Below are 14,861 nucleotides of genomic sequence, written 5' to 3'. Positions count from 1 at the left end.
GTACTCAGCGAAGGAGAGACGTACGTGTCTACAGTAAACAGCTTTGGGTCGAAAGACACTCTGAAGGTCGGCGAGCAGTCGTACGAGGTCTTCAGACTCGACACCGTTCCGGGGTACGAGAAACTCCCGTTCAGCTTGAAGGTTCTGCTCGAGAACCTGCTTCGCACCGAAGACGGTGCGAACATCACCGCCGAGCACATCAAGGCCCTGGGATCGTGGGTTCCGACGGCGGAGCCCGACACCGAGATCCAGTTCACCCCCGCCCGCGTCGTGATGCAAGACTTCACCGGCGTGCCCTGCATCGTCGACCTCGCCACCATGCGTGAGGCCGTCGGCACCCTCGGCGGCGACCCCACCAAGATCAACCCGCTGGCTCCGGCCGAGCTGGTCATCGACCACTCGGTCATCGCCGACCTGTTCGGCACCGAGAACGCCCTCGAGCGCAACGTCGACATCGAGTACGAGCGCAACGGCGAGCGTTACCAGTTCCTCCGCTGGGGCCAGACCGCGTTCGACGACTTCAAGGTCGTTCCGCCGGGAACCGGCATCGTGCACCAGGTCAACATCGAGTACCTGGCCCGCGTCATCTTCACGCGAGAGGTCGGCGGAGTACTCCGCGCCTACCCCGACACCTGTGTCGGCACCGACTCGCACACCACCATGGTCAACGGCCTGGGCGTGCTCGGCTGGGGCGTCGGCGGAATCGAGGCCGAGGCTGCCATGCTCGGCCAGCCCGTGTCGATGCTCATTCCGAAGGTCGTCGGCTTCAAGCTCTCTGGCACCATTCCGGCCGGCGTCACCGCTACCGACGTGGTGCTCACCATCACGCAGATGGTGCGCAAGCACGGCGTCGTGGGCAAGTTCGTCGAGTTCTACGGCGAGGGCGTCACGGCTGTTCCGCTCGCGAACCGCGCCACCATCGGCAACATGAGCCCCGAGTTCGGCTCGACGGCTGCCATGTTCCCCATCGACGACGTCACGCTCGACTACCTGCGCCTCACCGGCCGCAGCGACGACCAGGTCGCCCTCGTCGAGGCCTACGCGAAGCTGCAGCACCTCTGGCACGACCCGGCGGTCGAGCCTTCGTTCAGCGAGTACCTCGAACTCGACCTGTCGACGGTTGTGCCCTCGATCGCCGGGCCGAAGCGCCCGCAAGACCGCGTCGAGCTCAGCCACGCGAAAGAGCAGTTCGAGCAAGACCTCAACGACTACGCCTCGCAAGACTTCTCGCGGGTCGACGCTGCGATCGATGGTTCGTTCCCCGCATCCGACCCCATCGGCTTCACCGCTCAAGACGAAGACCGTGCCCACGAGGTGTCGCACGCTCACGTGAGCCACGCCCCGTCGACTGTTTCGGCGCCGACCCCGGTCACCACGCCGGCCGGTCTGAACTACACCCTCGACCACGGAGCGGTCGCCGTTGCGGCCATCACCTCGTGCACGAACACGTCGAACCCGTCGGTCATGCTCGCTGCGGGCCTCCTCGCTCGCAACGCGGTCAAGAAGGGCCTCACCTCGAAGCCCTGGGTCAAGACCACGCTGGCTCCCGGCTCGAAGGTCGTCACCGACTACTACGAGAAGGCCGGCCTCACGGGCGACCTCGAAGCCCTCGGCTTCTACACGGTGGGGTATGGATGCACGGTCTGTATCGGTAACACGGGCCCGCTGATCGAAGAGGTCACCGACGCCATCAACAAGAACGACCTCGCTGTGACCGCGGTGCTCTCGGGTAACCGCAACTTCGAAGGCCGCATCAGCCCCGACGTGAAGATGAACTACCTGGCGTCGCCGCCCCTGGTCATCGCCTACGCCCTCGCCGGCTCGATGAACTTCGACTTCGAGACCGATTCGCTCGGTACGGGTTCTGACGGCAACGAGGTATACCTCCGCGACATCTGGCCCGACGCGGCTGAGGTGCAAGAGACCATCGACACCTCGATCAACACCGGAATGTTCACACACGAGTACTCGAGCGTGTTCGACGGTGACGAGCGCTGGCGTTCGCTGCCCACGCCCACCGGCCCGGTGTTCGAGTGGGACGCGACATCCACTTACGTGCGTAAGCCCCCGTACTTCGATGGCATGACGATTGAGACCACCCCGGTCTCGTCGATCTCGGGTGCACGTGTTCTGGCGAAGCTCGGCGACTCGGTCACCACCGACCACATCAGCCCTGCCGGCAACATCAAGGCCGACAGCCCCGCAGGCAAGTACCTCGACGAGCACGGCGTGGGCCGCAAAGATTACAACTCCTACGGCTCGCGACGCGGCAACCACGAGATCATGATCCGCGGCACGTTCGCGAACATTCGTCTGCGCAACCAATTGCTGGATGGCGTCGAGGGTGGCTACACCCGTGACTTCACGCAGCCGGATGCCCCGCAGTCGTTCATCTACGACGCTTCTCAGAACTACCAGGAGCAGGGCATTCCGCTGGTGATTCTCGGCGGCAAGGAGTACGGCTCGGGTTCGTCGCGTGACTGGGCGGCCAAGGGCACCTCGCTGCTCGGCGTGAAGGCGGTCATCACCGAGAGCTTCGAGCGTATTCACCGCTCGAACCTCATCGGAATGGGCGTTCTGCCGCTGCAGTTCCCGGCAGGGGAGTCAGCCGACTCGCTCGGCCTCGACGGCACCGAGGTCATCGATATCTCGGGCGTCGAAGAGCTGAACGAGGGTCGTACCCCGAAGACGCTGCACGTGGTCGCCACCGGCGAGGCCAAGGCTCCCATCGAGTTCGACGCCGTGCTGCGCATCGACACCCCCGGTGAGGCCGACTACTACCGCAACGGCGGCATTCTGCAGTACGTTCTGCGTTCGCTGGTCACTGCGGCATAGTCGCACAAGCACTGAACTGAGGCTGGCTCTTAGCACACGCGTGCTGAGACGCCAGCCTCAGTTATTTCCGCGCCACGCAGAATAGACTCGTCAAATGAGTATTCTCGAAACGATCTCTGGGCCTCGTGACCTTGACCGTCTGTCGAATGAACAGCTCATCGAACTCGCGGCTGAGATTCGCCGGTTTCTGATCGCCGAGGTTTCGAAGACGGGCGGCCACTTGGGCCCGAACCTCGGTGTGGTCGAGTTGACCATCGCCATCCACCGGGTCTTCGACTCGCCGCACGACGCCATCGTGTTCGACACGGGGCACCAGTCGTACGTGCACAAGCTTCTGACGGGCCGCCAAGACTTCAGCCACCTGCGCGAGCGCGGTGGGCTCGCCGGCTACCCCCAGCGCTCTGAGAGCCCGCACGACGTTGTCGAGAGCTCTCACGCCTCGAGTTCACTCTCGTGGGCCGATGGCATCTCGCGCGCGTTCGTGATGACCGGGCAGGCCGACCGGCACGTGGTCGCTGTCGTCGGCGACGGAGCTCTCACCGGCGGCATGACGTGGGAGGCGCTGAACAACATCAGCGACGACAACGACCGCAATCTCGTGATCGTCGTGAACGACAACGGCCGCTCGTACGCCCCCACCATCGGCGGCATGGCCCGCTACCTCAACTCGATTCGCACCGCAGCCGGCTACCGAGATCTGCATCACTCGAGCGAACGCCTCTTCGGCCACTTCGGTGCCGCCGGCCGCGCCGTCTACCGCGGCGTTCGCGGGGGCACGCACGGCTTTCTCGCCCGCCTCACCAACAACCAGGCGCTCTACTCGAACCTCGACATCAAGTACATCGGTCCGGTCGACGCGCACGACGAACACGCCATGGAGCAGGCCCTGCACCAGGCCAAGGAATACCGTCAGCCCGTGATCGTGCACGCCATCACCGAGAAGGGCCGCGGCTACGAGCCCGCCCGCAACGACGAGGCCGACCAGTTTCACGCGGTGGGGCAGATCGACCCCGAAACAGGCGAGCCCATCGGCGGTGCCGACGGTGGCCCTTCGTGGACGGGGGTATTCTCCGACGAGATCGCCGAACTCGCCGTGCACAACCCAAAGATCGTGGGCATCACAGCGGCCATGCTGCGGCCGACAGGCCTGCACAAGATGGCCGAGCGCTTTCCGACTCGTGTGCTCGACGTCGGCATCGCCGAGCAACACGCTGTGACGAGCGCCGCCGGCCTGGCGTTCGGCGGCCTGCACCCGGTGGTGGCCCTCTACGCAACCTTCGTCAACCGTGCATTCGACCAAGTACTGATGGATGTCGGGCTGCACCGCGCCGGAGTCACCTTCGTGCTCGACCGTGCCGGCGTGACCGGCCCCGACGGCCCCAGCCACCACGGCATGTGGGATCTGGCGATACTGCAGATCGTACCCACGATTCGGCTCGCCGCACCTCGAGACGGCGAGCGGCTGCGCGAAGAGCTCGCCGAAGCGATTGCGGTCGATGACGCCCCCACGGTCATCCGGTTCCCGAAGGGTGCAGTCGGCCCGAACATCGATGCGGTGCAGCGTACGGCAGACGGTGTGGATGTTCTGCGCGAGTCATCGCAGCACGACGTGTTGCTCGTCACCGTGGGCCCGTTCGCCTCGCTCGGTCTCGAGGTGGCCGAACGGCTCGCCGCTCAGGGCATCGGAGCCACCGTCATCGACCCGCGTTGGGTCGTTCCGACCGCTCGCAGCGTGATCGATTTCGCCGCGAAGCACCGCCTGGTCGTGACGATCGAAGACGGCATCAGGGTCGGCGGCATCGGCACGCGCATCCGGCAAGACCTGCGCGACGCAGGCGTCGACACCGCAGTCACCGAGCTCGGCCTGCCCGATGAATTTCAAGAGCACGCAACGCGATCGCAGATTCTCGAAGACGCGGGGCTCACGCCGCAGCACATCGCGCGAGACGTGGTGGCCCAGGTGCTCGGCAGCAAAATCCCCATCGCGCGCCCCCTCACCGACGCCGCCGACGACGAGTCGCGCCAGCTCGGCTGACGTTCAGGCGGCTGGGGGCCGTTCAACGCGGTACGACAGGCCGACCGCGCCGCTGTCGAACTGGGTCGTTTCGACGTGCGTCAGGCGCAGGGGAGTGCCGCCGACGGGCAGCAGCGGAGTGCCCGAGCCGAGCACGATGGGCATCACGCTCACCAGCAGCTCGTCGAGCAACCCACGCTCGGCGAACTGGGCCGCCACATTGCCGCCACCCACGATCCACACGTTCTTGCCCGCAGCCGCGCCGAGTGCTCGCGCCGCAACCACTTCGACGCTCTCGCTGCTGAACAGGATGTTCGCGCCCTCGGCCGTCGGCAGCTCACGACTCGTCAGCACCCAGATCGGCATGTCGCCGTACGGCCACGACTGCAACTCCTCGTCGAGAATGAACTGGTACGTTCCCGAGCCCATGACGAGCGCACCCACGTCGCTCAGAAACGCGTTGTAGTGCACCTCGTACGCTTCGAACCCGAACTGCAGCAGCCAATCCATCTTGTCGTCGGCGTCAGCGATGAACCCGTCGAGGCTCGCTGCGACGTAATACTGGGTCTTGGCCATGCACCCACCCTATTGGGCAGGTCGGGGCTTCGCTCAGTGCCTCGCAGGCATCGAAATCACGAAAACCGCCCCACAACGCGAGGTTTGGGGCGGTTTTCGTGATCGATTACCTAGGCTGATTAGGCGACCCCGGCGATTCGGGGGTGGTGGAAGGTGGTGCCGAAGACACGCTCTGAAGCGCCTACCCGGTCGAGGTAGGGCGTTGCGCCACCCATCTGGAACGGCCATCCGGCGCCCAGAATAAGGCAGAGGTCGATGTCTTCGGCGGCGTGCACCACGTCGTCTTCGAGCATGCGGTGAATCTCGTCGGCCAGGCCGTCTTCGACCCGCCGCAAGATCTCGGCGCCGGTCATGGGCGTCGTGCCGCCGGCGACGATCGCCACAGCCTTCTTGTCGAAGCCCTTGATCTTGCCCTTGGCGTCGCGCTCGAAGATCTTGCCATGATCGGCAAGTTTGTGCAGATTCGTGCTCTCGAAGAACCGGTCGGGGAAGGCCGCGTGATGCGTGTCGAGCACGTGCGCGCCCACCTTGAGCCCCACCAGCTCGAGCAGTTCGAACGACGTCATCGGCAGCCCGAACGGCGCTAGCGCGGTGTCGACGATCTCGAACGGAGTACCCGTGTCGACCGCGTGCATCGCCTCGCCGAGCAGTTTGGCGAGAATGCGGTTCACGACGAAACCGGGGGTGTCGCGCGTGATGACGGCGTTCTTGCGCAGCTTCGCCGCCACGACCATCGCGGTCGACAGCGTCGCCTCGTCGGTGTGCGGCGTGTTGACCACCTCGACCAGCGGCATCACAGCCACCGGGTTGAAGAAGTGAAAACCGACGACGCGCTCGGGGTGCTTGAGCTTCGACGCGATCTGCTCGACCGAGAGCGACGAGGTGTTCGTCGCGAGCACCGCGGTCTCGGAGATGTACTGCTCCACGTCGGCAAAGACGTCTTGCTTCACACCGAGCTCTTCAAACACCGCCTCGATGACCCAGTCGGCGTCAGCAAAGTCGGCCTTGTTTGTCGTGCCCGAGATGAGCGCGTTGAGCTTGTTCGACTCGTCGGGCGAGATGCGCCCCTTCGACAGCAGCGTAGCGATCTCGCCGCGAATGTAGTCGAGCCCCTTGTCGACGCGGGCCTGGTCGAGGTCGGTGATCACCACAGGCACCTGCAGGCGGCGCACGAACAGCAGCGCGAACTGCGAAGCCATCAGGCCTGCACCGATGACGCCCACCTTCGTGACCGGCTTCGCGATCTTCTTGTCGGGTGCGCCGGCAGGCCGTTTGGCCCGCTTCTGCACCAGATCGAACGAGTAAATGGATGCCCGAAACTGGTCACCGGCGACGAGATCGGCCAGCGCCTCATCTTCACGCGCGAAACCCTCTTCGCGGGTGCCCGATTTCGCGGCCCGCAGCAGCTCGAGCGCAGCGTACGGCGACTTCGCGACCGTGCCGATTCGGCTTTCGAGAGTCTTGCGGGCGATGCCGATTGCCGCATCCCACTTGACCATGCGCTCGATCTTGCCGGGCACGTTGGGCCGCTTGACCGTGACCGAACCGCCCAGCACGCCGTCGGCCCAGGCCAGCGACTCTTCGAGAAAGTTGGCCGGGCTGAACATCGCGTCGGCGATGCCGAGTTCGAGAACCTCGGCCGCCTTCAGCGTCTTGTTGTTGCGCAGCGGGTTCGAAATGATGACGTTGAGTGCATTCTCGATGCCGATGAGGTTCGGCAGCAGGTACGCACCGCCCCAGCCGGGAATGATGCCCAAGAACACCTCGGGAAACGCGAGAGCCGCAATCGACGCGTCGACGGTGCGGTAATCGGCAGCCAGCGAAATCTCCACGCCGCCACCGAGTGCGAGCCCGTTGATGAACGCGAACGAGGGCACACCCACGTCGCTCAGCTTCGTGAGCACGTAGTGACCCAGTTGAGCCATCTGCAGCGCCATGGCGCGCGACTTCACCTCGCCCACCTTGCTGAGGTCGGCCCCGGCAGCGAGGATGAACGGCTTACCGGTCACGGCCACCGCGTCGATCTCGCCGGCGGCCGCACGGTTCTTCAGGGCATCCAGAACGTCACCGTATTCGACCAGAGTCACCGGGCCGAGAGTGTTCGGGCGGGTGTGGTCACGGCCGTTGTCGAGCGTGATGAGGGCGAGCGTCTTGCCGCTCGCGAGCTTCACGTCGCGCACGAACGAGTGCGTGACGACCTCGTCGGCAGAGAACGCGAGCAGGTCGGAGAAGTCGATTTCGGAGTATTTAGTAAGCACAGTGTTCGTCATGGTCTGTCGGGCTCCGCCTAGCGGCGCGCCTTCTTCGCCTTTCGATCGTAGTTCGGGTTCTCCCAGATGACCGTTCCGCCCTGGCCGAGGCCCACGCACATGGCGGTGAGGCCGTACTGCACCTCGGGGTGCTCGCTGAACTGGCGGGCGAGCTGGTTCATCAACCGCACCCCTGACGAGGCGAGTGGATGCCCGATGGCGATCGCCCCACCGTATTCGTTCACGCGCTCGTCGTCGTCATCGATGCCGAAGTGGTCGAGAAACGACAGCACCTGAACGGCGAACGCCTCGTTGAGCTCGAACAGGCCGATGTCGGTGATTGAGAGCCCAGCCTTCTTCAGCGCCTTCTCGGTCGAGGGAACTGGGCCAATGCCCATGATCTCGGGCTCGACGCCCGCGAAGGCGAAACTCACCAGACGCATCTTGGCGGTCAGACCGAGCTCGCGCGCGACCTCACCGCTCGCCAGCAGGGCGGCGGTGGCACCGTCGTTCAGCCCTGACGAGTTGCCGGCCGTGACGCGGCCGTGCGGGCGGAAGGGAGTGCGCAGGTTTGAGAGCCCCTCCATGGTGGTCTCCGGGCGAGGTGCCTCGTCGATAGTCGCGAGACCCCAGCCGCTCTCGCTTCGGGTCGCGACCGAGATCAGGTCGGGCTGAATCTTGCCGGCCGCGTAAGCCGCGGCGACCTTCTGCTGCGAACGCAGCGCGTAGTGGTCTGAGCGCTCTTTGGTGAGCTGCGGAAAACGGTCGTGAATGCGCTCGGCCGTGTTGCCCATGTTCAGCGCCTCGGCGTCGACCAGACGCTCGGAGACGAATCGCGGGTTGGGGTCTGCGCCCGCGCCCATCGGGTGGTGACCCATGTGCTCAACTCCACCGGCGATGACGAGGTCGTAAGCCCCGAAGGCGATGCCGCTACCGGTCGTGGTGACGGCGGTCATCGCGCCGGCGCACATGCGGTCGATGGCGAACCCGGGCACCGATTTCGGCAGCCCGGCGAGCAGCGCTGCTGTGCGGCCGATGGTCAGACCCTGGTCGCCCGTTTGCGTTGTCGCAGCAATAGCGACCTCGTCGATGCGCTCTTTCGGCACGTTCGGGTTGCGTTCGAGCAGCCCCAGCATCGCCTTGACCACCAGGTCATCGGCCCTGGTGTTCCAGTACATTCCCTTTTCGCCCGCGCGCCCGAAGGGGGTGCGAACTCCATCAACAAACACGACTTCAGATTTTTCGGCCACTGTGCCTCATGCCTCCCGCAATAACGTCACTTGCGATACTAGGCACCCGAAAAACCGGCCCGAAATCGTTTGCTTCTTTCTACGATTCGGGTTCGGCCTCATCGAGCAGCCTTTGGTGTGCTTCTACAAAGGCTTGGGCGATTGGCTGTGCAGTTAGCTCAATCTGCCACGGGCGCGCGCCGGCCCGTGCAAGGGCCTCTGCGACGTGCTCGGCGTCGATGACGGCCGGGGGAGTCCAGGCGATTCGCCGCAGAAACTCGGGTGTGAGCAGGTTCTCGAGAGGAATCTGCCGCTCTTCGCCGAGCGCCACGAGCGTTTGGCGTGCCGACTTCAGCCGGGCATCCGCTTCAGGGTTGCGGTCGCCCCAGCTGCGCGGCGGGGGCAGCGTGTCGCCGGTGCGGGTGAGTTGCGGTGGGGTGGTGGATGCCCGCCCGGCCTCAATCGCGTTCCACCACCTATCGAGTTCAGACCTCGACGCGCGCCCGGTGAACTCACGTAACGCGGCGAGCTCGCGCTTCGACTCCGGCAGGGCCCTCGCGGCGGCGGTCAGCGACAGGTCAGGAACCAGACGCCCCGGCGCAATGTCTGTCTCGCGCGCAAGCTGATCGCGTGCGAACCACAGCTCGCGCGCAACCGACAGGCTCTTCGGCCCGCGCAGCGAGTGGACCCCCGACAGCCGCCGCCACGGGTCGGCCGCGGCCGGCTTCGTCTCTTTATCGAGGGTGGCCTGAAACTCTTGACGAGCGATCTCGGTCTTGCCCTGCTCGGCCAGCAACCCCACCATCACGTCGCGCAGGTCGACCAGCAGCTCGACGTCGAGCGCCGCATACTCCAGCCAGGTCGCCGGCAACGGGCGCGTCGACCAGTCGGCTGCAGAATGCTCTTTCGCCAAGTGGATGCCCAGCAACTCCTCGACCACAGTGCCGAGCCCCACCCGGGGCAGCCCCAAGAGCCGCGCAGCGAGTTCGGTATCGAAGATGACGGTCGGCGAAAGCCCCACTTCGCGCAGGCACGCCAGGTCTTGGCTGGCCGCGTGCAACACCCACTCCTCACCGGAGATGAGAGCAGAAAGCTCGGCGAACGAGCCGATGGGCGGCGGGTCGAACAAGAACGTTCCCGCGCCTCGGCGGTACAGCTGAATGAGGTAGGCGCGCTGCGAGTACTTGAAGCCAGAGGCGCGCTCGGCGTCGATGGCCAACGGGCCGGTGCCCGCCGCGATCTGGTCGATGGCGGCCAGATACCCGTCGCGGGTGTCGATGACCGTGCGCGGGGTCACCTCAGCGGCTTCGGCAATCTCGCCCGGCACGCCGCCCTGAGTTTCACCATCGGTGTCGCCCTGCGCCGAAGCTTCACTCACGATTCGCGCGCTTCGTCGACAGCAGACTCACGCCTTCGCCCACCGGCGGCAGCCCCGCCAGCATGCAGAGCAGTTCACCCCAGCCTTCGACATGGCTCTTCACGTCAGCGTTCCCTGGGCTCCACGATGCGCGCAATTCGATCTGGGCACCGTCGCCCTGTTTCGCCAGTTCGCCGAACCCGGAGGAGATGATTTTCGTTGCTGTACCCGAAGCATGTGAATAGTCTGCTCCCTGTGCGTCTAAAGCATCAATCAGCCACGACCAGGTGACGTCTGCGAGAAACGGGTCGAGCCCGATTTCGGTCTCGAGCGGAGCCTGAACGAAGCACACCACACGAAACGGGCCGCCCCACGCCTGAGGCTCTTCGGGGTCGTACAAGAGAATGAACCGGCCGGTGCCGAGGTCGGAGTCGGAGCCGTGCCGCTGCGGGTTGACATCGGCCGAAAGCGCAATGGAGTAGGGCGCGAGGTTCGCCGGCGAGGCGATCTCGTTCACCACGAGCTCAGGGCGGGTCTTCGCCTTTCGCAGCGAGCCCAGTGCCGCGGCGAAGGCCTGCGGCAGCGCAGGGCTGAAGGGAGAATCGGACACGTGGTCAGACTAGGGTTTTTTTGTGTGTCTGCTGGGAAGGCACGCCGTTTGGCAGGTGGGCCTGCCCAACATATGAAAAGGTGTGCGCATGAACAACCGCGACTCACAAGGCAGACGTACGAGCGTTCACGATCGGCCCGCTCGCGATCTGGTCGCGCCGTGGGTGATCTCAGCCATCGCCGTTGGTGCGGCCGCCACCCTCGCCACGGCGACGGCCGCTTTCGTCACCGCGAAGTTCTCGCGGTCAGTGGTCATACCCACCGACTCGGCCACCGAGAACCTGCGCATCTACGGCACCGAGCTGCACGACGACGGCGCGGGCAACGTCACCGGCACCGTCACCCTGGGCATCTCGGCCGATTCCCTGGTGGCCGGCCGCTACAGCCTCTGGTTCGCGGGCGGCACGGGGCACGCCCGAGTGGGCGGCATCATTTCGGTGAAAGACGGCACGGTCATCCGCACCGTTGAACGTGTCGACTACGGCGAGCTGACGGATGCCCGCTGGGGGCGCCTGGGCAGTTGGTACTTTCTCGACCCCCGTGAAACCGGCCTCGAGGTGAACGACGTCGAGGTCGAAACCGAACTGGGTCTGGCCCCCGCGTGGTTCGTGCCCGCTCAGGCAGCGGATGGCACCGCCAGCACCCGCTGGGTCATCGCGGTGCACGGCAGGGGAGTGCGCCGCGCCGAGACGATTCGCCCGTTGCCGCTCTTTCACGAACTCGGCTACAGCGTGCTGCAGGTGTCGTACCGAAACGACGGCGAGGCGCCGCGCAGCGCCGACGGTCGCTATGCGCTCGGCGACACCGAGTGGCACGACATCGACGCCGCCATGGCCTACGCCGTAGCGAACGGCGCAACCGAACTGGTTCTGATGGGCTGGTCGATGGGCGGCGCAACCGTGCTTCAGGCGGCCACTCGTTCATCGAGCCGTTCGTATCTCACCGCGGTCATTCTCGACTCGCCGGTGGTCGCCTGGAGCGACACCATCATCTTTCAGGGGCGCCTCAACCACTTGCCCGAACCCATCTCGAAGGCCGTCATGGCAACCATCGGCTCCGAGGTCGGTCGCCCGGTGACCGGCCAGTCGCAGCCCATCGACTTCAAACGGCTCGACTTCGTGGCACGGGCGTCAGAAGTGGCCTGGCCCGTGCTGATCATGCACAGCGACGATGACGGCTTCGTACCCTCCACAGCGTCGCGCAAGCTCGCCGAGGCTCGTCCTGACCTCGTGACGCTCGTACCCTTCTCGGTGGCGAAACACGTGCGCCTGTACAACTACGACCCCGAGAAGTACCTCACGAGCATCCGCACCTGGCTGACTGGTCTAGATAACTGAGCTGGTCTAGATAACTGAGGCGGTCTTCTCGCGCACCTGACGCTTGGTGCGGGCGAGCATCGCGGTCATGCCCCGAATGCGAAGGGGCGAGACGGCCTGCGTGAGGCCGAGCATCTGAGGGTAGTCGTCGGGTACTGCCAGAACCTCTTCGGCAGTGAGCCCGGCGAGCCCCTGCGCCAGAATCGACGCGAAACCGCGCGTGGTCGGGGCCTCCTGCGGCGCGGTGGCGTAGAGGTGCACGATCTGGTTCTCGTCGACCTCGACGAAGATGAACACCGGCGACTGACACTCCACCACTTTTTCGAAGAGGTCAGGATGCTCGCCGTACCGCCCGGGCAGCTCGGGCAGCTCGTTAGAGAACTCGAGCAGTAACAGCAGCCGATCTTTCTGGCCGAGCTCGAGAAACCCGTCGCGTATCTCAGCCAGGGCCGGGTGCAGCTCGGCGTTCGGGGTGGAATCAGAGAGAGGCATCGCTATTTCGCGACGTGCTCGCCGCGGTCGGAGCCCTGAACGATGGGCACGCGCACGGCAGAACCCCACTCGGTCCACGATCCGTCGTAGTTGCGCACGCCTTCGAAGCCCAACAGGTGGGTCAGTACGAACCAGGTGTGGCTCGAACGCTCGCCGATGCGGCAGTACGCGATGACGTCGGAGCTGTCGTCGAGGCCGAGCCCTTCGCGGTAGATCGCGTTCAGATCGGCGAGTGGCTTGAAGGTGCCGTCTTCGGCAGCCGCTTTGGCCCACGGCACGTTATGAGCACTCGGGATGTGCCCGGCGCGCAAGGCGCCCTCTTCGGGGTAGGCCGGCGCGGTGGTGCGCTCACCGCTGTACTCTTCGGGCGAGCGAACATCGATGAGCTTGCCACCGGCATCCAAATGCTCGAGCACGTCGTCTTTGAAGGCGCGAATCTCGACGTCGCTGCGCTCGGCAATGGGGTACTCGACCGGCGTCACGTCGGGCTGGTCGGTGGTGATCTCGCGACCCTCGGCAATCCACTTGTCACGGCCGCCGTCGAGCAGACGCACGTCTTCGTGGCCGAACAGGCTGAACACCCAGAGCGTGTACGCGGCCCACCAGTTGCTCTTGTCGCCGTAGATGACCACGGTCGAGTTGCGGTCGATGCCACGGCTGCCAGCGAGAACAGCGAACTCTTCGCCGAAGATGTAGTCGCGGGTCACCGGGTCGTTGAGGTCGGTGTGCCAGTCGATCTTCACGGCACCCGGAATGTGGCCGGTCTCGTACAGCAGCACGTCTTCGTCAGACTCGACGACCACGAGATCGGTGTCTCCCAGGTGTTCGGCGAGCCACTCCGTGCTCACCAGACGGTTGGGGTGAGCGTATTCGGCGAATTTGGGTGTGGTGTCGGCTTCGGCAGCCATTGTTACCTCCGGGTTGCGGCCGTGCGGCCGGGTGGTTCATTCGTGCGCTTTAATTGCTAGTGATGACAACCGACAGCGGCAGTACAACTATTCCATTGCATCTCGTTGATCTGCGGCCCACGCTCAGTGGGGCAGAGATGGCTGCCGTTCTGGTGCCACCGCGCCAGTTTGACACGGCATCATTCGACTCATACCGACCCGACCCCGATTATCCGTCACAAGCCGAAACACTTCAGAAGGTGCGCGCGTTCGAGCAGAACTGGGGCGCTTCTAAGTCGGGCGGCTTCTTCGGCCGAGCCAAGAAGGCACCCGAGGCAAAGCCGGGTGTGTACCTCGACGGCGGTTTCGGCGTGGGCAAGACCCACCTGCTCGCATCGCTCTGGCATGCGGCGCCCGCGCCTAAATACTTCGGCACCTTCATCGAGTTCACCGCGCTCGTCGGCGCGCTCGGGTACCTCGACACGGTCAAACTGCTCACGGGCGCGAAGCTCATCGCCATCGACGAGTTCGAACTCGACGACCCGGGCGACACCATGATGATGACCCGCCTGCTCGGCGACCTGGTTGCCACCGGAACAAAAATAGCCGCGACCTCGAACACCCCGCCGAACGCTCTCGGCGAAGGCCGGTTCGCCGCTCAAGACTTCTTGCGCGAAATTCAGGCGCTCTCTGGCCGATTCGATATCATTCGCATCGATGGTCTCGACTACCGCCGCCGCAACATAGAAGGCCACGCCACAACTCTCACCGACGATGAACTCGAAGCACGGCTCGCCGAGTTGGATGCCCGGGGCAGCCATTACACGGTCGACTCCTTCAGCGAGCTCATCAGCTTTCTCGGCAGTCTGCACCCGTCGAAGTACGTCAAGCTGCTCGACGGCCTCGACGCACTGGTCATCACTGACGTTTCGACGCTGGTGAACCAGACCGACGCGCTGCGTTTCGTCGCCTTCATCGACCGGGTCTACGACGCCCAGTTGCCCATAGTGGCCACCGGGCTGCCACTCGACGAGGTTTTTGCCGGAGACATGATGAATGGTGGCTATCGCAAGAAATACCTGCGGTCGGTGTCTCGATTGATCGCGTCGACGCAAGCGTAGCCAGAGGCTTCGCCGAGCATCCGCGAAACCATGCGGATGCGCACCTCACGCACGACAGATTTGTCACCCGAAGAGGGGGTACAGATTTCAATCGAATTGTCGGCAGCCCGAAACACAGTTGTTACAAAGGCATGTATGGCGTTACGAACGCGAAACATAGATTCACCTCAGCCGAA

The 14,861-nt window shown here is 64.8% G+C and carries 11 protein-coding genes; 4 read left to right on the top strand and 7 right to left on the bottom strand.

All coding sequences use genetic code 11. The features are described 5' to 3' along the window. Positions 1-24: 24 nt before the first annotated feature. Both acnA and dxs read left to right on the top strand, forming a co-directional pair. Positions 25-2,835, top strand: a complete 2,811-nt coding sequence (gene acnA, locus IEX24_RS08420; protein WP_188676803.1) for an aconitate hydratase AcnA — start codon at positions 25-27, stop codon at positions 2,833-2,835. A 94-nt stretch (positions 2,836-2,929) separates the two neighbouring features. After that, positions 2,930-4,870 (top strand): 1-deoxy-D-xylulose-5-phosphate synthase, encoded by a 1,941-nt coding sequence (gene dxs, locus IEX24_RS08415; RefSeq protein ID WP_188676801.1) that lies wholly within the window; start codon positions 2,930-2,932, stop codon positions 4,868-4,870. A 3-nt stretch (positions 4,871-4,873) separates the two neighbouring features. Here dxs and IEX24_RS08410 read toward each other — a convergent pair whose 3' ends face one another. The 5 genes from IEX24_RS08410 to IEX24_RS08390 form a co-directional block, all read right to left on the bottom strand. Then, positions 4,874-5,425, bottom strand: a complete 552-nt coding sequence (locus IEX24_RS08410) for a dihydrofolate reductase family protein (protein WP_188676798.1) — start codon at positions 5,423-5,425, stop codon at positions 4,874-4,876. 119 nt (positions 5,426-5,544) lie between these two features. After that, positions 5,545-7,695: a 3-hydroxyacyl-CoA dehydrogenase NAD-binding domain-containing protein gene (locus IEX24_RS08405; RefSeq protein ID WP_188676795.1), complete on the bottom strand. Its 2,151-nt coding sequence runs from the start codon at positions 7,693-7,695 to the stop codon at positions 5,545-5,547. 17 nt (positions 7,696-7,712) lie between these two features. Beyond that, positions 7,713-8,903: a thiolase family protein gene (locus IEX24_RS08400; protein ID WP_372435704.1), complete on the bottom strand. Its 1,191-nt coding sequence runs from the start codon at positions 8,901-8,903 to the stop codon at positions 7,713-7,715. Positions 8,904-9,003: 100 nt separating this feature from the next. Beyond that, positions 9,004-10,200 (bottom strand): HRDC domain-containing protein, encoded by a 1,197-nt coding sequence (locus IEX24_RS08395; protein ID WP_188678102.1) that lies wholly within the window; start codon positions 10,198-10,200, stop codon positions 9,004-9,006. A 73-nt stretch (positions 10,201-10,273) separates the two neighbouring features. Continuing rightward, positions 10,274-10,870 carry a DUF3000 domain-containing protein gene (locus IEX24_RS08390; RefSeq protein ID WP_188676790.1) on the bottom strand — a complete coding sequence of 199 codons (597 nt, stop codon included), beginning with the start codon at positions 10,868-10,870 and terminating at the stop codon, positions 10,274-10,276. A gap of 88 nt (positions 10,871-10,958) precedes the next feature. Between IEX24_RS08390 and IEX24_RS08385 the strand changes: the two genes are divergently transcribed. Next, on the top strand, positions 10,959-12,206 hold the full coding sequence (locus IEX24_RS08385) for an alpha/beta hydrolase (RefSeq protein WP_188676787.1): 1,248 nt from the start codon (positions 10,959-10,961) through the stop codon (positions 12,204-12,206). A gap of 6 nt (positions 12,207-12,212) precedes the next feature. On the opposite strand, the gene IEX24_RS08380 is transcribed toward IEX24_RS08385, so the two are convergent. Next, complete coding sequence (locus IEX24_RS08380; protein ID WP_188676784.1) at positions 12,213-12,677, bottom strand: SufE family protein; 465 nt, start codon at positions 12,675-12,677, stop codon at positions 12,213-12,215. Between the two features lie 2 nt (positions 12,678-12,679). After that, entirely contained in the window at positions 12,680-13,585 is a 906-nt protein-coding gene (locus IEX24_RS08375) for a sulfurtransferase (protein WP_188676781.1), read from the bottom strand. A 62-nt stretch (positions 13,586-13,647) separates the two neighbouring features. On the opposite strand from IEX24_RS08375, the gene zapE reads away from it, so the two are divergent. Then, positions 13,648-14,685 (top strand): cell division protein ZapE, encoded by a 1,038-nt coding sequence (gene zapE, locus IEX24_RS08370; RefSeq protein ID WP_188676778.1) that lies wholly within the window; start codon positions 13,648-13,650, stop codon positions 14,683-14,685. Positions 14,686-14,861 lie beyond the last annotated feature (176 nt).

Origin of the sequence: Subtercola lobariae (assembly GCF_014640255.1) — a bacterium.
GTDB classification, from domain to species: domain Bacteria; phylum Actinomycetota; class Actinomycetes; order Actinomycetales; family Microbacteriaceae; genus Subtercola; species Subtercola lobariae.
Note: the sequence above shows the minus strand (reverse complement) of the source record. Positions and strands in the feature narration are given on the sequence as shown.